Source organism: Cytophagales bacterium, assembly GCA_033344775.1.
Taxonomy (GTDB): domain Bacteria; phylum Bacteroidota; class Bacteroidia; order Cytophagales; family Cyclobacteriaceae; genus JAWPMT01.
The window spans coordinates 649,103-670,069 of record JAWPMT010000002.1; the positions used below are offsets into that span (position 1 = coordinate 649,103).

Sequence of the window (20,967 nt, forward strand, 5' to 3'; positions counted from 1 at the left end):
GGCGACTTTATTTCCTTTTCAAGATCCTGGCAGTCGTGATTTCTGCTCCGTCAATGACGCGGATCACATATGCTCCAGGAGCTAGTTGACTCACATCCAATTGATCGCGTACTTCCTGCTTTTTGATCAATTTACCATCCATGGTCAGCACCTGCACCTGGATGACATTGGTCGCATCAAAAAACAAGGTTTCTGCTACAGGGTTAGGATAGATGCGAATACCATTGTTCACTGTTCCGGTTGACAATACCAGATTTACTGTCACGCTAAAGGTGGTCGAAAACTGGTCATTGACTTCCTGACCATCGTTGGCGGTCAAAGTGAAAGTCTGCATACCAGATGCATTCGCAAGAGCGGTCAAGATGACGGCATTTTCTCCAATAGAAGCTTTCACTACATTGGGCTCTTCTGAAGTCACAGTATAGGTTACCACTTGATCTGCCTCATTCGAAGGGAGATTGTTTGGGATAATGGCAATCGAAACGGCTTCATCAAAATCTTGATCTACCTCGATGTTGGTTTGTCCCAAACTAAAACTCGGTGCATCATTGACGGCATTCACGGTTACGGTTATGGTATCATTCACGAACAGGCCATCTTTATCCGTTGCAGTAGCGACTACTGAGCTGGTGCCATTGGCATTCGCAAGGAAGGAGAGGGTCAAAGTGAATTCATCCAATGACGCAGTGACCAGTTGTGTGTTCAAGCTGGTAACTGAAAGGGTCAGTGAATCACTGGGATCAATGTCCGTGAATATATCAGTCAGACCAATCGTAGCATCTGTGGCATCTTCATCCACTGTTTGGTCCGGCGTATTGTTGGCTACCGTAGGCGCGTCGTTCACATTCGTAACAGTCAGGGTGAATGACGTAGCTACGGATTCTCCTGATGCATCGCTAGCCGTTGCGGTTATGGTACCACTGCCATTGTAATCGGCCGAAGGTGTCACCTGAACCCCTGTTTCTGATAGCTGCACGGCCACGTTTTCACCAAAATCATGAGAGACCGTGTAAGTAAGTTCATCGTCTTCAGGGTCGCTGAATACCGAATCAAGATCTACAATGACTGCTGATTCTTGATCTTCCAAAATAGAGAGTTCTCCTAGAGTTACGTTTATAATAGGAGCCTCATTGACGTTGATGACGTTGATGGTGAGGTTTACACTATCATTCAAATCATTTGCGGAGGCAAAAACTTCTAATTCATAAGCATTGTCGGCATTGGCATCTGTGGGATTTTCAAAATCAGGTGCCGCATTGAACATGATGGCTCCAGTCGCGTCGATGGAGAACAGGTCCGCATCATCCCCTTGAAGGGAATAAGTAACACTTGAATCGTTCGCTCCGTTATCGCCATCATTGGCATCAACATCCGCTACCGTAACGGAACTGTTTTCATCGTAGGAAATGTTACTGGCTTCTGATGTAGAGGCGTACTCTGCTACTGCGTCATTGACCCGGCCGAGTACGAGCATTTTAGACCCATTGGCATTGAAGAGTACTTCCGTAGGATTCGATACGTCCGCAGATACAGTTTGGGAAGCAGTAAAAGATGCTGTAGACACATCGTAAGCAGTAGTCAATGCGTATTCCACAATTTTGGAAGTCACTCGTCCAGGGACAAATATTTTTAAGCCGTCAGGGCTAAAGGTTACGCCAACAGGATCAGTCACTTCTCCGGCTACAGAGAACTCCTCGGTTGCTCCGGCATAAGTAGCGGAGGTCAAATCAAAAGCTGTACTCAGGTCAAATTCTACAATGCGATCGTCGTTGTTACCAATCATGTACATTTTGGTCCCGTCGTTATTAAAGGCCATGCCCGTTGGGAAGTTGTCATATGTACTCATGGAAAGCGTACTTGAGAATGTGGCCGTTGAAACATCGTATCCCGTGGCGAGGTTGTATTCCACAATCGACTTTCCCTGATCGCCAACAATGAACATTTTGGTGCCGTCATTACTGAATTTCACACCAAAGAGGCCAGTTTCACGGTCCTGAATAGAGAACCCATCGACATAGCTTGCTGTAGAAACATCGTATGCAGTAGCCAGTGTGTATTCATGAACCTGATCACGGTCTGACCCTGCCATGAACATTTTGGTTCCGTCTGAATTGAAAGCCAGCCCCCAGGGATTTGCATCTTGTGCTTGCACAGAAAATTCATCGGCATCACCCGTATGCTCATATTCAGTGATGTTGAAATTAGATCCAACCGGACTGGTGATCACTGGTGTGCCTTCATCGGTTACTGTGATGGTGAAATCTTTGCTGAAAGCACCACCTGTAGCATCTGTTGCCGTTACAGTGATCGAGTAGGAATTGGTCGTCTCAAAATCGAATGAAGCTGCGGAAAGGAGAAAGGAACCATTGATCGAGAAGCTTTCTGCATCCGTTCCGGAAATAGTAAACGTATGCGTCTCACTATCGACATCTGTCGCAGATAAAGTGCCTATTTCGGTGCCAATGGCTTCATTTTCTGCAATGGTTGATTCAGATAAGGCAATGTTGGTAGGGATTGCCCGCACATTTACGGTGAGCGCTAAGGTGGTAGTGTTTGTCCCCACTATGGCGTTGATATTGATCTCATAAATATTATTCGCATCCGCATCTACGGGAGCATCATACTCGGGAGTAGTAGCGAAGGTGATCACTCCATTTTCATCAATTGCGAACTCAGCTGCATCGTCACCAGACAGGCTGTAAGTGACGCTGGTATCATTGGCTCCGTTATCACCATCATTGGCGTCTACATCCAATACGGTAGCAGTGCTGCCTTCACTGAAATCTATGACATTGGTGGTAGAATTAGAGGTGTATTCCGCAACGGCATCATTGACACGTCCGAGTACCAACATTTTTGACCCATCTCCATTGAAAAGTACTTCCGTAGGGTTGGAAACATCAGCGGATACAGTTTGAGAAGCGGTGAAAGTTGCTGTAGATACATCGTAAGCTGTAGATAAGGCATATTCCGCGATTTTGGAGGTTACCCTTCCCGGGACAAACATCCTTGTTCCGTCAGGATTGAAAGTCACCCCAACCGGATCTGTCAGTTCACTTGAAACGGAAAATTCCTCTGACGATCCCGCATAGGTAGCAGAAGCCAGATCGAACGCTGTACTCAAGTCAAATTCGACAATGCGATCGTCGTTGTTTCCGATCATGTACATTTTGGTGCCAGCATCATTGAAGGCCATGCCTGTAGGGAAGTTGTCGTACGTACTCATCGCGAGTGTACTTGAAAAAGTAGCGGTGGACACATCATAACCTGTCGCCAGGGCGTATTCGACGATGGATTTTCCTTGATCTCCGACAATGAACATTTTGGTGCCATCGTTACTGAATTTTACGCCGAATAAGCCCGTTTCACGGTTCTGAACTGAAATACCATCGACATAAGTAGCAGTAGAAACATCATAGGCGGTGGATAGGGTATACTCATGTACCTGATCACTGTCCGATCCTGCCATGAACATCTTGGTCCCGTCTGAATTGAAAGCCAGACCCCAGGGGTTTGCGTCCTGTGCTTGCACGGAAAATTCGTCTGTATCCCCACTGTGTGAGTAATTTGAGATGTCGTAATGGGCGGACGCTACATTGGTGAATACCGGAGTTCCTTCATCTGTAACCGTGATGGAGAAGTCTTTGCTGAATGCGCCACCCGTTTCGTCGGTTGCTGTTACCGTGATTGAGTAAGAGTTAGTTGTTTCAAAATCGAATGATTCGGCAGAAAGGAGGGAAGACCCATCGATCGAGAAACTCGCAGCATCCGTTCCTGAAAGTGTGAAAGTATGTGATTGGCTGTCAGCATCGGTCGCGGACAGGGTGCCTATTGCTGTACCAGTGTCTTCATTTTCAGCGATGGTCGATGCAGATAAGGTAATGTCCGATGGTAATGCCTTAACGTTCACAACCAAAGGAACTGTTGTAGTTAAGGTCCCTGCAGTTGCATTCACGTCGATCTCATACACATTGTTCATGTCGCTATCTCCTGGGGTGTCGTAATCGGGAGTGGTAACAAAATCGATCTCCCCATTGGCACTGATGGTAAAGGCAGCGGCATCGTCACCGGTCAGGCTGTAGGTGACGCTCGTATCGTTGGCTCCGTTATCGCCATTGTTTGCGTCTACATCCAGCACTGTATCAGTGTTGCCTTCACTGTAGTTGACTGCATTGGCTGTAGCAGTAGAGTTGTATTCGGCAACGGCATCATTCACACGACCTAATACCAGCATTTTTGACCCGTCTCCATTGAACAATACTTCCGTAGGGTTGGAGACATCTGCAGTTACCGTTTGTGAGGCAGTGAAGGTAGCCGTTGAAATATCATAAGCTACAGTCAAGGCGTATGCTGCAATCTTGGAAGTCACACGACCAGGGACAAACATCTTCAAGCCATCCGGACTGAATGTCACGCCAACCGGGTCACTTAATTCACCTCCAACATTGAACTCTTCAGTGGCACCAGCATAGGTCGCGGAAGACAGGTTAAAAGCAGTACTAAGGCTGAATTCCACAATGCGATTGTCGTTGTTTCCGACCATGAACATTTTGGTGCCATCATCGTTGAAACCCAATCCAGTAGGGAAGTTGTCGTAAGTGCTCATCAAAAGAGAGCGGGTAAAAGTGGCCGTAGATACGTCAAAGCTTGTACCAAGCGCATACTCTAATACCGCTTTTCCCTGATCACCGACGGTAAACATCTTGGTGCCATCATTGCTGAATTTCACGCCAAAAAGGCCTGTTTCGCGGTTTTGAATAGAGAAGCCATCGACATAAGTAGCGGTAGAAACATCGTAGGCGGTAGTTAGGGTGTATTCATGTACCCGATCACTGTCCGATCCGGACATGAACATTTTGGTGCCATCTTCATTGAAGGCCAATCCCCAGGGATTAGCATCCTGTGCCGCTACGGAAAACTCATCTGCATCACCACTGTGTGAGTAATTGGAGATATCGTAGTGCACTACGGCTACATTGGTGAAGATAGGTGTGCCTTCGTCCGTTACTGTAATGGTAAAGTCCTTGCTAAATGCACCACCTGTTTCATCAGTCGCAGTTACAGTGATTGAGTACGAATTAGTGGTCTCAAAATCAAAAGAAGCTGCGGATAGGAGAGAAGTGCCATCGATAGAAAAGCTGGCGGCATCTGTTCCCGAAAGGGTAAAGGTGTGTGACTGACTGTCTGCGTCAGTAGCTGAAATTGTACCGACTTCTGTGCCAGCATCTTCATTTTCAGCAATGCTGCTATTGGATAAAGCAATGTCAGTAGGATTGGCACGAACGGTGACATTTACAGCAAGGTTTTCAGTTTGTCCATTAGCTGTAGCGTTGATGCCGAATTCATAGACATTATTTGTATCCGTATCTGATGGCGTGTCATAATCCGGAGACGTATTAAAGGTGACAACACCACTTTCGTCAATCGAAAATGAAGCTGCGTCATCTCCATCCAGGCCATAAGTGACACTGGAATCTGTAGCGCCACCATTACCGTCATTGGCATCCACATTAATTACCTGAGCGGTATTGCCTTCACTGAATTCCACCTCAGAAGTGCTCGCAGTTGAATTGTATTCTGCGATTGCATCATTCACACGACCCAGGACCAGCATTTTAGTGCCGTCGCCATTGAACAGTACTTCAGTAGGGTTGGAAACATCAGCGGATACAGTTTGAGAAGCGGTGAAAGTTGCTGTAGATACATCGTAAGCCGTAGATAAGGCATATTCCGCGATTTTGGACGTTACACGACCAGGGACAAACATTTTCATGCCGTCCGGACTGAATGTTACACCAACAGGATCAGTGAGCTCTCCCGCAATAGAAAATTCTTCCCCGGCCCCTGCATAGGCAGCACTAGACAGGTCGAAGGCCGTGCTTAAGCTGAATTCTACGATTCGGTCGTCATTGTTCCCAACCACGAACATCTTAGTCCCGTCATCGTTGAAACCCAGCCCCGTAGGGAAGTTGTCGTATGTGCTCATTGCAAGGGAACGGGTGAACGAAGCAGTAGAAACATCAAATCCTGTGCTAAGGGCATATTCCAGCACAGCTTTACCCTGATCACCTACGGTGAACATTTTGGTCCCATCATTGCTGAATTTCACACCAAAAAGTCCTGATTCACGATCGTTAATGGAAAAGCCATCCACGTAAGTGGCGGTAGAAACATCGTAGGCGGTAGTTAGGGTATACTCATGAACCTGATCTGTGTCTGATCCGGCCATGAACATCTTCGTACCATCTCCATTGAAGGCCAGCCCCCAGGGGTTAGCATCTTGAGATTGTACAGAGAACTCATCTGCATCTCCACTGTGTTCGTATTTGGAAATATCGTAATGAGTAATGGTAGGATTGGTGAATTCCTGCGAATGCAAGAGGTGGCCCCAACCCAGGAACAGTAGCATTAAGGCGATTGCGTACTTAGTTGGCGGTAATTTTTGTGTCATATCAAAACGATGGTTATTTGTCATCTGCCATTCAAATTTTGATAGGAACACCTATCCACTATTGGTGTAAACTTCCCAAATGGTGCTTAGAACTTCCGAACTTAGTAGTTCTGCATCAGCTGTAGGAACTCCTCCTTTTTGTCTTTGGATAAGCTGATGGTTTTTTCATTATCCATGATTATATAGCCGCCATCTTGCTGAACGTATTGTCGAAGAAATTTCAAGTTGACCAGGTAGGACCGATGCGGTTTGTAGAATTCGGAAATACCCGTCAAAGCTTCGATAAAGAACTTTAGGGGCTTGCTCACTAGTAGGGCTCCCTGATCGGTAGTCATCACATTGGTGTACATCCTGTCTGCCTCGAAATAGAGGATGTTGTCAAATTTGACAAAGAGGATTCCATTAGAAACAGGTAGACCAATTTTTCGAACTTTTGAGGCTTCTAAGGTGGATTTTAGTTCTTTCAGGCGTTGATTGATTTGAGAATTCCCCCTCATTTCAATGGCTTTTTCTACTGCCTTGGTCACTTGCTCAGCTCGCAATGGTTTTAGGAGGTAGTCTACTGCATTCAATTGGAAGGCCTTGATGGCGTAATCACTGTAAGCTGTGGTAAAAATGATTTCAAAATTGATATGATCAGGGGCAAAAAAATCAATGAGCTGGATCCCGAGGTAGCCAGGCATTTCGATATCCAGAAAAACCAGGTCAGGGGAAAATTCAGAAATCTTCCTTACACCTTCAGGTACGTTTTCAGCTTCCTCGATTGCAGTGATTTCGGGACAGTTTTCTTCGAGTAAAATCCGAAGTAATCGTCTTGCTTTGTCTTCGTCATCAATGATAATGGCTTTCATACCTAAACTACTGGAAATTTAAGGGATGCTGTCCCGAGTGTAAAATTGATGTGAATAAATGCAATCGCGCGGTTAATCATTCGGATCAGTTTCTCAAACTGCTCTTTGGACTTCCAAAATACATCAGTCATCTTCAATGGGGATACGAAGTTCAACCAATGTACCTACCGGCTGGCCAGATTCATCTTCCAGGTCGATGATCGTTTCTTCTATTTTTTCCTGCCTGCCGTAGTTTAACAAGTCAATCCTGTTTTTACTCGCCTTATGGCCGAAAGACTGGTGGTTGGGATTTCGCAATTGAAGGAGTTCCGTAGACTTCTTGCGACCTATGCCATTATCCTTGATGGTAACTACCAGTAAACTAGCTTCCTGATTCACTTCAATGGTCAGCCTTTTGTGCCGTGTGATATGGAGTAATCCATGTTTGAATGAATTTTCAACATAAGGTTGGATCATCAGCGAGGGGATTTCATGGTTGGTGTCGATCGGTTCATCCACTTTGATGTCGTAAGTCAGCTTGTTTTCAAACCGCAAACTCTCCAGTTCCACATAGAGGTTCAGTGCGAACAGTTCTTCCTTGAGGGTCACTACTTTCACCTGACTATGATGGAGATATACCCGCATCAGGTCTGCAAACTTACCCAGGTACTTACCCGCCAGGTTTTTTTCGTTGCTCATGATGTACTCCTGAATGGAGTTGAGGGCATTGAACACAAAATGAGGGTTCATTTGGGAACGCAGGGCTTTCAATTCGGAAGCGCGGTACTGTTTTTCCAGGTGCAGCCGTTTTTTAGTTTCCTGAAGTTCAACTTCAGTAACTTTTTGTTTGCCTTTCAGTTTGTTTTGATTGTAAAACATTAAACCACCACCGATCAGTAATAACCCTAAGATGCCACCGCCTACAAGAAATGTCTTTTGCTCTTGCAACTGAAGGCGCTGAATTTCGGCCTGCTGTGAGAGGTTCTGTATTTCACGATCTTTCTCGCTGGCTTTGAATTCTTCCAGGAAAAATTGTGTCAATCGTTCTTTTTCCAGAGATGAGGAAGAATCCTTGAGGAAGATATACCGATTGGCGGCTTGCAGCGCTTCTTCAAAATTCCCCTGTTTTTGCAGCAATTGTTGTTTTTGATTCAGGAGTTGTAACCATCGGGGGAGGAAGGTGTGGAAATTTCGACAAATGTCCAGACCAAGATCAAGGTGAATCATGGCAGAATCCGTTTTTCCCTCTCTGATGTAAACCATGCCCAGTTTACTGTGAATGGCCGCTTCGATCCGCTTATTCGATTCTCCAGGACAAAACGTAAGTCCTTCCTTTAGATAGGCTTTGGACGAAATGATGTCCCCCTTGACCATTGAAAAATAGCCAATATTGTTTCTGGCAGAAGCTTTTTCTTTCAAGTATTTTCTTTCAGGAGTAGAAGTGGATTCGGCCAATTCTGCAGCTTTCAAGGTGTAAAGGATGGCACTGTCATAGTAGTTGCCTTCCCCGAAAACATAACCCAGGACCAGGTAGTGGTTAATGATCGCATTTTCATAATGATGACCGATAGGGTTTTTCTGAGAAACCCGGATGGCCTTTTTTAGAGATTTGATGCCTCCGTCCACGTCACCGTCGTTGGCCAGCATCCCGCCAATGGTGTTGTAACAATCGGCGACTTCCAGGTACATCTCGGCGGAATCAAAGATTACCAAAGCTTTTTTGGCCATTTCCAATGCTGGAGCCATATCACCAGCGATGGTTTGGCTGATAGACATGTAAAAAAGCGCATGGGCAAAATCAATTTGTTTCTCTGTGTTGTTTTCTGTTCGTTTCAGGACCAGTTTCCAAAACTTAGGAAGCAATTGATCGGGAAAGTCTTCATTGTATCGTGCATAGTTGATCAATGAGTCAAGTTCCGCATCCTCGTTTTCCAGGAAGTAATTGTATAGACTATCATAAAACTGTGGGTTTCTTTCACTGATTGCCCTGGTGTCGGTGATTATGCCCAGCATGAAGCATGCTGGTAATAGGAAGAGGAGAAGGGCTTTCAATTTATTGTTCAAAGCGTATGTAGGTTTTATGATATTCAAAAAACAGTGGTGATTAATTCAATGGAATGTTCAATACGATCCTGGTGCCCAAAGCTTCATTATCTGATTTCAGATCGATGATGTTTTCGATGATTGGACGTTCTCGCTCCTCATTCAGTAATTCGAGCCTGCTACGTGTAGCATTTGTGGCGAAAGATCGGTGCCCCATCGCCCGGACTTTGTTGATTTTGGTTGATTCTTCACGGCCTATTCCATTGTCTTCAATACTATAGATGAGCTCATTCTTTTGATTGACAGAAAAACTGATGATCAGGCGCCGGTTGTCTTTTCTATGCAATAGCCCATGTTTGATTGCATTTTCTACATAAGGTTGCCCCATTAACGATGGTATTTTTGCCTCCAGATCAAGTTGGTCATCAATGGAAAAGTTGAATTCCAATTTGTCTTCAAACCTCATCTTTTCCAGATCAAGGTACAGCCGCATGGCAGTGATCTCCTCTTCAATGCTCACTTCTTTCACCTGGCTATGGTCGAGATACACTCGCATAAGGTCGGCGAATTTACCCAGGTATTTGCCTGCTAGATTTTTCTCATTGGTCATGATGTATTCCTGTATGGAATTGAGCGCATTGAATACAAAATGAGGATTCATTTGAGAGCGGATCGCCTTCAACTCGGAGGCCCTATATTGCTTTTCAATGTCCAGTCTTTTCCTGGCTTCTTCCAACTCAATGGTTGTCAGTAGTTGTTTTTTGTTCAACTTCCGTTGGCGAACCAGTAATACGATCACTCCCGAAAGCAGGACCAACATCAGAATCGTTCCACTTAGTAGAAATTGTTGCTGTTGAAGTCGTTCATCCTTAGCTTTTGCTTCTTGTGCCATGGCCGCTAATTCTTGTTCCTTTGAGTTGGTCTCATAGCGGGATTGAATGGTAGATAAATTTGTCTGATGCCTGCTTTTCACCGTTTCTGCATATAGCTTTTGGTACTCTTCCAAAGCGGCCAGTGCTTCTTCAAAATTGCCTTGTGCTTTTAATATCCTAAATTTAAGTCTTGGAAAATCAATGCTGCTGGCTCGGAGTTCTCCAGCTTTTTCCATGTAAAACAGAGCCGAATCATATTGTTTCAAGTCGTTGAAAGCAAATGCTTGATTAGAAATCAGGTAGTACCTGTTTTGCAAAGAGAAATTGTATTTATCGGCATAGCTAAGGGCTTCTTTCGACATCTGTAATCCTCTTTCGGTTTGACCTGACCTGATGAGTGGTGCTGCAAGTATAGAGATGGCATTGGCATAGCTGTATTCGTCGTTGGCTTCTCTCGCAATGGAAATGGCTTTTTCACCATAATAGACTGACGAATCCAGGTCCAGTGTGATCCATCCGTTGTAGACTTTACACAATTGTGTACAGGCTTTTACCCGTAAAGGGGTGTTACCATCCTCACGTGCCTTATTCATACTCGAACGAAAGAATTTTGTGCAGTTCTCAAGGTCATTGTTACCGCGCAATACATTGGCGATCTCAAGGTAGATTTCAGCTACTTTATGGTTGATGTTCTGTTGGTTGTTGATCTCTAATATGTCGTAGAATAATTCCAGGGCTTTATCACCTTCTTTCTTTTTGGCCAATATCTGGCCTTTGGCCATGAGGTAATCGATGTACCCCAATCCAATGTTTTGGTCAACTTCGATCAGTGTTAAAATGCTATCGGCTTGTTGGAAGTGATTGAAAAGGATGAGAGATTCGACTTTTTTGAGAAGTACCTTATTTCGAAGGGGGGTATTATCAGTTTCTTGGGCATAACCCAGCACTTGGTCCAAGATCAAATTGACCACCTGCTCATCGCGATTTTTGAGGGAATCAGCCCTGGCCAATAAGGCCTCAACCTGTATTGTCTGAGCAAATCCAAATTGGGAAAGGAAGAAAAACAGGACTGAAATCTTTTTCATGAATTCCAAATATAAACCATCAACTTACCAGACTTTTTTTTTGTTGCAGTATACCCGCCTTCGATTGGCTGCTGATGAATTAGGTCACAGGAATAAGATGATTAAGTATAAAAAAGAGAGCACAATACGCACCCTCTTTTCTTGTTGCTGCGGCGTTTATTGAATAGACTCTCTTACCCAAGGCTTTTGTAAGAAGAAATATTATTCCTTTTAATCCACGTGGCGAAAATAAACGAGAGGTCACCTTTTTTGTAAGATCATCTTCCGAATGCAAGGTTTGAGTTGCTGAATGATTGCCAGCAACATACGGAGGGTTGTTCTGGTCAGGATTCTTAAGGATTTTTCGGATATAATAGCCTTTATGGTAGATTGATGCTGCAACAATGGCAGCGAAGTTGTTCCACGTCAACAGTTCATCTTATATTACAGATCAATGTTGACCTAACGACTTACTATGTCCAATCAATCGAGTAACCGACAATCCATTTTCATTGCAGCGGTCGTTTCATTAGGGGGGTTCCTTTTTGGATTCGATGCTTCTGTGATTTCCGGAGTGATTGGTTTTGTCACACCTCAAATGGACCTCAACGACATAGAAGTAGGTTGGTTGGTGAGCTCTCCGAGCGTCGCAGCCATGTTTGCAATGCTTATTGCCGGGACGATTAGTGATTATATAGGAAGAAAAAAGGTCCTCATCATCGCAGCACTATTGTATTCTATTTCTGCACTTTTCTCGGCCATTGCGCCCAGTTACGAAATCCTTATTGGTGCCAGAATGATCGGAGGAATCGGATTTGGTGCGGCGTTGGTCCTGGCGCCAATGTACATCGCGGAGATCGCTCCTCCTGAGCGACGGGGTGTGCTTGTATCTATCCAGCAGTTCAACATTGTGATCGGCTTTTCAGTGTCCTATTTTTCAAATTATGCCATGCTCAATGCGGTTGGGGATGTGTTTACGGAATTTAACGTATGGCGATGGATGCTGGGGATTGAATTTCTGCCGGCCATTTTTTATTTCATCGCCATGTTTTTTGTGCCCAGAAGCCCCAGGTGGTTATTAAGTAAGGGCAAAGAGGCAGAAGCTGAACAAGTGTTGGAACGGGTCTTTGGGAAGGAAAATGGTCTGGTAGAGAAAGAGCAGATTCTCAAAAACCTACACGAGACGGAAGCCAGTCGACCTCAGGGCTTGAGCAACTTCGGTATTCTGACCAAAAGATTACAGGAGCTTTTCAGTCCTAAACTTCGGATCGTACTTACCGTTGCTCTGGTGATCGGTATCATTCAGCAGGTGACCGGCGTAAATGCGATCTACTTTTATGCACCTTCTATTTTCGAGCAATCAGGAGTGGGCACCAATGCGGCCTTTGCCCAGGCGGTATTGCTGGGAGTGATCAATGTGATTTTCACTGTGGTGGCGATGGGTACCATCGATCGATTTGGTCGAAAGCCCTTGTTACTGGTTGGCCTTGCGGGAGTTATACTGAGCATGGGTATCACGGCTTATGGTTTCGGGAAAGCAACTTATACTTTGTCTGAGGAGGCAGGCAGATCCATGAATATCACAGCTCCACAAATTACTGCGATATACGGACAGACTTTTGATAGTGACGTGAAATTCAAACGGGTGTTGAAGGAAGGCCTGGGGAATGTGAGATATGCGGAGCTGGAGGCACAATTGATCCAGCAATCAATCTCCGTCAATTCGAAATTGGTATTGTTCGGTATTCTGCTATTTGTAGCATCCTTCGCGACCTCTTTAGGTCCGGTCATGTGGGTGTTGCTTTCAGAGATATTCCCGAACAGCATTCGAGGAGTGGCCATTGCGGTCATTGGTTTCGTAAATTCCTTGTCTAGTACCCTCGTACAGTTCTTTTTCAAATGGGAACTTGCCAATCTTGGGAATGCCATTACCTTTTTGATCTTTGGAGTATTTGGCCTGATCGGTTTCCTGATCATGTGGAGGATGCTCCCTGAAACAAAAGGGAAGACCTTGGAGCAGCTGGAAGAAGAGTTGTTGCAATAGCTTTTTTCAGTTGGAGTAATGTTTACTTGACACACCCTTTAGAGCTTCGCCACTGTTCGTGTCTTCGCCATAACCATCATCTTTAGAATCTTCATAGGATTAAAAGACATACATCACAAGAATAAAGATGAATTTGGATTGTCATTGCGAACGAAGTGAAGCAATCTTACGATTTATGAGCGTGAACTCCCGCAAAAGATCGTTTCGGTACCTCGCGAAGACGGGAGATATTAAAAATACTTTCCTTTAGTTGACAGCTATTGTAAGGACACAATCGAGCGGCTAAACTTCAAATACCATTAAGTCTTCTGTTTCTTCTTCTTCGCTGCCGGGAACAGGATGTTATTTAAGATCAATCGATATCCAGGAGAATTAGGGTGTAAGTTCAAATCCGTAGGTTCCTCATTAACGAAGTGCTGATAATCTTCAGGATCGTGCCCACCATAAAATGTCCAGAATCCTTTTCCGAAAATGCCATGGATGTATTTGGCTTCTCCAATGCTTTTGGTTTCTCCCATCAACAATACATCTCCTTTGATCAAGTCCTTTTTAAACCCGGTAGTCTGGCCCATGAATCCCTTGATGATTTGGGTGTGGTTCTGGGTCAACATGGTCGGAACTGGGTCCCACTTAGCGGAGAATTCGAACAGCAAGAAGTAATCATTGTCCTCTTCCAATCCTCGTATATGTGGAGGATTATCGATGTTAGAAAACTCATACTCATAAGGATCTCTCTCCAGTGTGAAATCTTTGAATGCCATCGTCTTGTCATAATCCAGTTTCTGCTGTGCTCTTGGATCTGCAGGATCGCCATCGAACATGACTTCACAAATGTCTACGCCTTCTGCAGCAAGAGCTATGTCGTACGTATCAGTAGCTGAGCACATCGCAAATAGGAATCCTCCACTGGCCACGTAGTTTCTGATCCGCTGAACGATCCCCAACTTCAGGTGTGATACTTTGCTGAATCCGTGTTTCCGAGCGGATTCTTCGTACTCGCGCTTTTGTTGCTGGTACCACGGCAAGTGGCGATAATTGCGATAGAAACGTCCATATTGACCGGTAAAGTCCTCGTGATGCAAATGCAGCCAATCGTATTTGGGTAGTTCATTGTACATCACCTCGTCATCAAAAATGACATCATAAGGGATCTCAGCATAGGTAAGTACCAGGGTCACGGCATCATCCCAGGGTTGCTTGCTCTTAGGAGAGTAGACGGCAACTTTTGGAAACTTCTCCAGCTTCATTACATCCATATTGGAGGATGGGCTGGCGATCTCATTTAAAATTTGATTGGCTTGTGCATCAGAAATGACCATGTACGATACATTCCTGATAATCAGTTCATTCTCGATCAAAGTAGCTTGTTTGACCATGAAACTGCCGCCTCGATAATTCAATAACCAATCAACAGGTACATCTTTTTCCAACGTCCAGTACGCAATTCCGTATGCTTTAAGGTGATTGGTTTGTTCATCATCCATGGGGATTAGGATGTACGATGCGTGCGAACTTATGGCGAAGGCTATGAATACAACTGCTAATATCTTTCTCATCATTCCCAATAACGATAGAACATCCTTTTAGATGTATGATTTAGATAATCGGAAGAAATCTTTTGTGACAACCCACTAACTTTGACCATCAATGGATATACTGGAAAACGTAAAAGAAGGACTAAAATCTATCAATGCCAATAAACTCCGTACAATTCTTACGGCGTTGATCATCGCATTTGGGATCACATCACTGGTGGGTAGTCTCACCGTAGTGGATGGTATTCAGGCTTCGATCAATGACAGTTTTTCCAACCTTGGTTCCAACACATTCGATATCGAGCGCAAACGCGTTGATGAAGGAAGTAGGGGTGGAAAGGCCGCGAAAGTATATCCACCGATTAAATATAGCGAGCTCAAGCTCTTCAAAGAAAAATACGACGGACCAGGGACGGTGAGCCTGAATACCTGGGTGACGGGTATTGCAGAGGTGAAACGAGGGTCGAAGGTTTCTAATCCCAACTTACTGATCAGAGGTGGTGATGCGGATTTTCTGGTAGTAGATGGATACGACATTAAGGAAGGTAGGAATTTCTCTTTACCCGAAGCTGATAATGGTGCATTTGTATGCATCGTGGGTGCCCAGGTATTGGATGCATTATTTGAAGAAAACGAAAGCCCCGTTGGAAAGAAATTAGTGACTCAGGGCGTCAAGTTTAAAATCATCGGAACATTGGCCGAACAAGGTGGTGTAAGTGGCAATAGCTCTGTCGATCGAACGATCATGGTGCCCATAGAAACGGCCAGGAGATTGGCCAAAAACAGGACGTTAAGATACGAAGCGACCGTATCGTTGGATGATCAAACACAGATGGACTATGCAGTAGGTGTAGCGACTGGCGTGATGCGAGGTATTCGTGGCGATAGGATAGGAGAAGAAGATTCGTTTGATATTCCCGTTAGTCGTTCTTTGGCCGAAAGATTAGGAGAAATTACCGGTTATTTGAGAGCCGCTGGATTTGGTATAGGGTTCATTACGCTTTTAGGGGCATCTATCGCCTTGATGAACATCATGTTGGTATCCGTAACGGAAAGAACACGTGAGATAGGCGTAAGAAAAGCACTTGGGGCCACGCCCTTGAAGATCCGTCAGCAATTCATCATAGAAGCCATCGTGATCTGTCAGCTTGGTGGAGTAGGAGGTATCCTCTTTGGTCTCGGAGTTGGCAACTTGTTAGCCACCACCGTCTTCAATTCACCATTTGTGGTTCCCTGGGGCTGGATATTCTTTGGACTTGTGGTCGGCTCATTAGTAGGATTATTTTCTGGTTATTTCCCAGCACACAAAGCATCAAGGTTGGATCCGATAGAGTCTTTACGATTCGAGTGAAAAATATAAAACCCTAACAGGGTTCCAAACCCCTGTTAGGGTTCATCCATTCCGTTCTGATACGTCTTCGACCCGGTTTCAAAACGCGGATTATCTTGGTTAATGGTACGCGATTCAATCGCGCACCAGAATCTAGTGGTTTAAACTAAGGCTCTTCACTCTTTATCTCCCACAATACTTCCCGAACATGTCCAAGGGCATCGAACCGGATGCGCAAACGTTCAGTAGCTCCTTTCTCCGGGCAGCTGAGGTCGTAGAAAAAGAACTTTTGATTTCGTAGGTATAAAGAATGTTGGGTTTCCGGACCCAGGAGCAATTGGATCTCATTTTGGGTGGCTCCTTTGATCAATTCAAAATGGTCAATCAGGATCTGATACGACTCAAAGCGATAATTGTCGCAGTTTTCTATTGAGGCTTTCCATTTATCTGCATCGAACCCTGGCACTTCAGGGGCACGATAGCAGCTGGTCAATAGCAAAGAAACAAGTAGAAATGCAGGGAAATAGGCTCGGGTTTTCATGAGTCGCGAATATAACTTCATCTTATCAGCTCCAAAACAGACACGCAATCGAAATAGGTAATAGTTTTGCGGTCCTAAATGTTTGAAGTGTATGGTTAAAGCAGTCGGAATTATCAGATTTTTATCCTTTGCGCTGTTTCTCATAGCAATGGGGTTGGTCTACTCTTACCTGTCGCCACAAGTTGAGTTGGCCATGGGCCCCAAGGCTTGGGTGGTCAGTAAGGACACCTTCTTTTACGGCATCCTGGGTATTTTCGTGGGGGTCAATGTTGTGCTTCGTGTACTAAGCCAGAATATGAAAAAGGGCATTGGCCAATCCTGGGATGATAAAACCCTGGCCTGGTTTCTGGCCATTGTTCCGATCATCAATATCTACATAAGCCTATTGGTCGGTTTTGTTGGAGTGATCAACAATCCGACGCATGTTTCCACATCCAGCTATTCTTACCTCATTTTCTTTGGGCCTGTACTGCTAGTAGTTTGGGTCATTGGATTCGGCACACAATTTATTAAGGAGAAGAAGGCGGCTATTGGATCTTGAATCCAACTCCGGCGACAAGCATATTAAACTTTTCGCCGTACCAGTTTTGGTGTAAGAATCCAGCGTGGAAAGTATTGAAGACATTACTTTGATTATTAGGTCGATAATCCAGTATTGCGGAGAATTCTTGTCTTGGAATGGTATCTCCGGTCCATCGATATTCTACGGTAGGGGCCCAGACGCGATCCGCTAAAAAGACTGTGAAGGAACTGCTGCCTTCAAAGTAGGTATCGTCAAACTCTATTTCGTGAGAAAGACCAAGACCGACTACCCAGCGGACAGACTCGTGATTCAGGAAGTTGAACTGAATGATCTGCCAATCCCAGGTACTCAATACCCCGGTGTTATCAAAAATTCGATTATAGCGAAGTTGTGTCGAGAACAATCCCCAGTTCCCTCTAATCTGCGGTTGTACCAGAGTTACATTTTGAAAGGGATCATATCCACCTAACATCCGACCTTCAAAACTGATGCGCCAATCATCATCCCTGGCCAATAATAATTGATCTGCCTGACCGAGATATAATGCTTTGAAAGGAAGAACAAGCAGTTCTCCAAAAATGCTAATGAAAAGGTCGTCACCGAAACTTGAGCCTGAATCCCAACTTGAACCGCTACTGGATCCTGAACTACTACTCGAACTGCCTCCTGAACTGGACCCGGATTTGTAGGATCGGGCGTTTTCTTTGGCTTTGCCTACCTGGGCCTGACCAATCAAACTTGAAAAAAGGAATAGAATACTGAAGAATGAAACAAAAACGAAACGCATGCGGTGTGTGGCTATTGAAATGTACATGACTATTATCAAAGCCTGTGCCAATATGTTTTTTGATCTGAAAAAAAAACGTCTTACAGCGCGTCTGACTCGACCCGATCATTCCAGATTTTTAAATAAGAATTCCTCCAAGTCAGAAAGTATCAGACGCCCAGTTAGGGGAATCTTGTTCCGCGCTGGTGAGATTCCCGCGGTTCCCCGATGGGATAAAATGTTCTGTTGGGATAAGTTATAGAACATTTTTCGAGAATGACGTTCTTCTTTTTTAGTTGTAACTAATTGGTATTATTCTATGAGTGTAGATAGGTAAGTTTATGAGGTTGAGGATGTGGATAACTTCACATCTGAGAAATGAATGATTCTTTGAAGGTCAAAAAAATAAAAAATAGCCTTTCTGTATATGAATATTGAAAGTGACAGTAAATCAGATATTTAGCTTTTGTCAGATCAACTATTGCTAAAAGTTGTGTGGATAAAGTTTCTTTATGATTGTTTCAAATTTGTATAATTTCAAGATTGGAATCCAAATTACTTTTTCGAAAAACGTAAGATTTAGTCCATGGCTACACCGTCCGTTCAGTATACTGAAGACAGTATTAAATCCCTTGATTGGAAGGAACATATTCGGCTTCGGCCAGGTATGTACATCGGTAAATTGGGAGATGGTTCTTCTCCTGATGATGGTATCTATGTTCTGGTGAAGGAGATCATCGATAACAGTATTGATGAGCATATGATGGGATTTGGAAAGACCATCGAGATCAAAGTAACCGATCATCGGGTAACCGTCCGCGATTATGGAAGGGGCATTCCTTTGGGAAAAGTCATCGACTGTGTATCTAAGATTAATACTGGTGGTAAGTATGATTCGGGTGCCTTCCAAAAGTCCGTGGGGCTGAATGGTGTGGGTACCAAAGCAGTGAATGCCCTTTCGAATTATTTCAAAGTACAGAGTTTCCGGGATGGACAAACGAAGCTTGCCGAATTTGAGCGAGGAGAAGTAAAAGTAGATGCCAAGGTGACCAAAACAGAAGATCGGAATGGAACCATGATGATCTTCGAACCGGATGGAACGGTCTTTAAAAACTTCCACTTCATTCCGGAGTATCTGGAGAACCTGATCTGGAACTACGCTTACCTGAATGCGGGTTTGACCATCAAGCTGAACGGGAAGAAATTCTATTCAGAAAATGGGCTGCTGGACTTGCTGAAAAGAAAAACAGACGAAGAAGCTTTACGATATCCGATCATCCACCTGAAAGGTGATGATATTGAAATGGCCATGAGCCACGCCAATCAATATGGTGAAGAGTATTACTCATTTGTCAACGGACAGAACACCACACAAGGGGGGACGCACCTGGCGGCTTTTCGGGAAGCATTGGTGAAAACCATCCGTGACTTTTATGGAAAGAATTTTGATGCCTCGGACGTAAGGGCTTCAATTGTAGGAGCCATTGCCGTTCGAGTGCAAGAACCTGTATTTGAGTCACAAACCAAAACCAAACTGGGATCTATCAATGTCGCCCCGGAAGGAGCAACAATGAGAACCTTTGTCAATGATTTTATCAAGACGAAACTTGATAACTACTTGCACAGAAATAAGGAAGCCGCAGATGCCTTATTAAAGCGAATCCAACAATCAGAGCGTGAACGCAAGGAAATCGCTGGCATTAAGAAATTGGCCAATGATCGGGCGAAGAAGGCTAACTTGCATAACAAGAAGCTAAGAGATTGTCGCATTCACTTCAATGACAAGAAAGGTAAGGAAGACAAACGGGAGGAGACCATGGTGTTCATCACTGAAGGTGATTCTGCCAGCGGATCCATCACCAAGTCCAGAGATGTACAAACACAGGCAGTATTTAGCTTGAGAGGCAAGCCGTTTAATTGTTTTGGACACACCAAGAAGGTCGTATATGAGAATGAAGAGTTCAATCTCTTGCAACATGCCCTCAACATCGAGGACGGATTAGATGGCTTGCGCTATCGTAAGATCGTGATTGCAACTGATGCCGATGTGGATGGCATGCACATCCGGTTGTTGCTGTTGACTTATTTCTTGCAGTTTTTTCCGGAGCTGGTTCGGAATAACCATGTCTTCATTTTAGAAACCCCGTTATTCCGGGTGCGGAATAAGAAAGAGACTATCTACTGCTATTCAGAGGAAGAGAGACGAGCTGCCATTGCCAAGTTGGGAGCTAAGCCTGAGATCACTCGTTTCAAAGGATTAGGAGAGATTTCCCCGGACGAATTTGCAGGATTCATAGGAGAAGATGTCCGACTAGAGCCAGTCATCCTGCAGAAGGAAACCAAGATTCAGGATCTGTTGCGATTCTACATGGGCAAAAACACACCGGACAGGCAACAATTTATCATTGATAAGCTGCGAGTAGAAAAAGACCTGGTAGAAGGGGAAGCCGCGTAATTGGAACGGACCAAAGCCATATCGACACGTTACTATATGATCTATAGGGTGGTGAGTATCACCGTACTTGGTGGTCTTATTTTGGCTTATTTATGGTCATACGTTGATTTGGTCTTTCGATGGCCCTGGTACATGGGTTATCCATTTTTTGGATTTTTGGTATATATGATTCTAAGAGTTTTTAGAGAGCGGGTCAAAGATTGGCAGCACCTGAAAGACATTTCATACGACAGTAAAAACCTGTACATCACCGAGAAAGGAAGAGAAGAACAAATTCCTGTTCATGAGATCAAGGAAGTAGAGATCACGTCTCTGAATGGCGTCTATCGATTTATATTTTATAACAAAGAATTACACGGAGGCTGGGTCAGTTGCAAAACCTCCCTGTGGTATCCGTTGAATTTTCCAAAAGTGGATAAAGAGCTCAATCGGGTTCGCAGTTTGATCAACCGAGCACATCACGAGTATCAAGAGACACCCGAGCAGAGTAATCAGTTGATGAGTTTTAACTAA

The 20,967-nt window shown here is 44.4% G+C and carries 12 protein-coding genes; 5 read left to right on the forward strand and 7 right to left on the reverse strand.

All coding sequences use genetic code 11. The features are described from left to right. Positions 1 to 7: 7 nt before the first annotated feature. The 4 genes from R8G66_07070 to R8G66_07085 all read right to left on the reverse strand — a co-directional run bounded on the left by R8G66_07070 (position 8) and on the right by R8G66_07085 (position 11,281). Entirely contained in the window at positions 8 to 6,451 is a 6,444-nt protein-coding gene (locus tag R8G66_07070) for a cadherin domain-containing protein (GenBank protein MDW3192106.1), read from the reverse strand. A gap of 101 nt (positions 6,452 to 6,552) precedes the next feature. Further along, entirely contained in the window at positions 6,553 to 7,302 is a 750-nt protein-coding gene (locus R8G66_07075; GenBank protein MDW3192107.1) for a LytTR family DNA-binding domain-containing protein, read from the reverse strand. A 123-nt stretch (positions 7,303 to 7,425) separates the two neighbouring features. Continuing rightward, a complete protein-coding gene (locus tag R8G66_07080) occupies positions 7,426 to 9,294 on the reverse strand; it encodes a histidine kinase (GenBank protein MDW3192108.1) in 1,869 nt (622 codons plus the stop codon). Positions 9,295 to 9,385: 91 nt separating this feature from the next. Further along, complete coding sequence (locus R8G66_07085; protein ID MDW3192109.1) at positions 9,386 to 11,281, reverse strand: histidine kinase; 1,896 nt, start codon at positions 11,279 to 11,281, stop codon at positions 9,386 to 9,388. Positions 11,282 to 11,735: 454 nt separating this feature from the next. On the opposite strand from R8G66_07085, the gene R8G66_07090 reads away from it, so the two are divergent. Continuing rightward, positions 11,736 to 13,304: a sugar porter family MFS transporter gene (locus R8G66_07090; GenBank protein ID MDW3192110.1), complete on the forward strand. Its 1,569-nt coding sequence runs from the start codon at positions 11,736 to 11,738 to the stop codon at positions 13,302 to 13,304. Between the two features lie 299 nt (positions 13,305 to 13,603). On the opposite strand, the gene R8G66_07095 is transcribed toward R8G66_07090, so the two are convergent. Then, complete coding sequence (locus tag R8G66_07095) at positions 13,604 to 14,863, reverse strand: asparagine synthetase B (GenBank protein MDW3192111.1); 1,260 nt, start codon at positions 14,861 to 14,863, stop codon at positions 13,604 to 13,606. Positions 14,864 to 14,951: 88 nt separating this feature from the next. On the opposite strand from R8G66_07095, the gene R8G66_07100 reads away from it, so the two are divergent. Next, positions 14,952 to 16,190, forward strand: a complete 1,239-nt coding sequence (locus tag R8G66_07100; protein ID MDW3192112.1) for an ABC transporter permease — start codon at positions 14,952 to 14,954, stop codon at positions 16,188 to 16,190. A 145-nt stretch (positions 16,191 to 16,335) separates the two neighbouring features. On the opposite strand, the gene R8G66_07105 is transcribed toward R8G66_07100, so the two are convergent. Further along, positions 16,336 to 16,710 carry a hypothetical protein gene (locus R8G66_07105; protein MDW3192113.1) on the reverse strand — a complete coding sequence of 125 codons (375 nt, stop codon included), beginning with the start codon at positions 16,708 to 16,710 and terminating at the stop codon, positions 16,336 to 16,338. Between the two features lie 91 nt (positions 16,711 to 16,801). On the opposite strand from R8G66_07105, the gene R8G66_07110 reads away from it, so the two are divergent. Next, positions 16,802 to 17,251 (forward strand): hypothetical protein, encoded by a 450-nt coding sequence (locus tag R8G66_07110; protein ID MDW3192114.1) that lies wholly within the window; start codon positions 16,802 to 16,804, stop codon positions 17,249 to 17,251. On the opposite strand, the gene R8G66_07115 is transcribed toward R8G66_07110, so the two are convergent. Further along, positions 17,238 to 18,047, reverse strand: a complete 810-nt coding sequence (locus R8G66_07115; protein ID MDW3192115.1) for a hypothetical protein — start codon at positions 18,045 to 18,047, stop codon at positions 17,238 to 17,240. The two genes, R8G66_07110 and R8G66_07115, sit on opposite strands and share 14 nt — an antisense overlap. Positions 18,048 to 18,585: 538 nt before the next feature. Here R8G66_07115 and R8G66_07120 point away from each other — a divergent pair. Beyond that, positions 18,586 to 20,454, forward strand: a complete 1,869-nt coding sequence (locus R8G66_07120) for a DNA topoisomerase IV subunit B (protein MDW3192116.1) — start codon at positions 18,586 to 18,588, stop codon at positions 20,452 to 20,454. After that, positions 20,455 to 20,967 carry a hypothetical protein gene (locus R8G66_07125; protein MDW3192117.1) on the forward strand — a complete coding sequence of 171 codons (513 nt, stop codon included), beginning with the start codon at positions 20,455 to 20,457 and terminating at the stop codon, positions 20,965 to 20,967. It begins immediately after the preceding gene.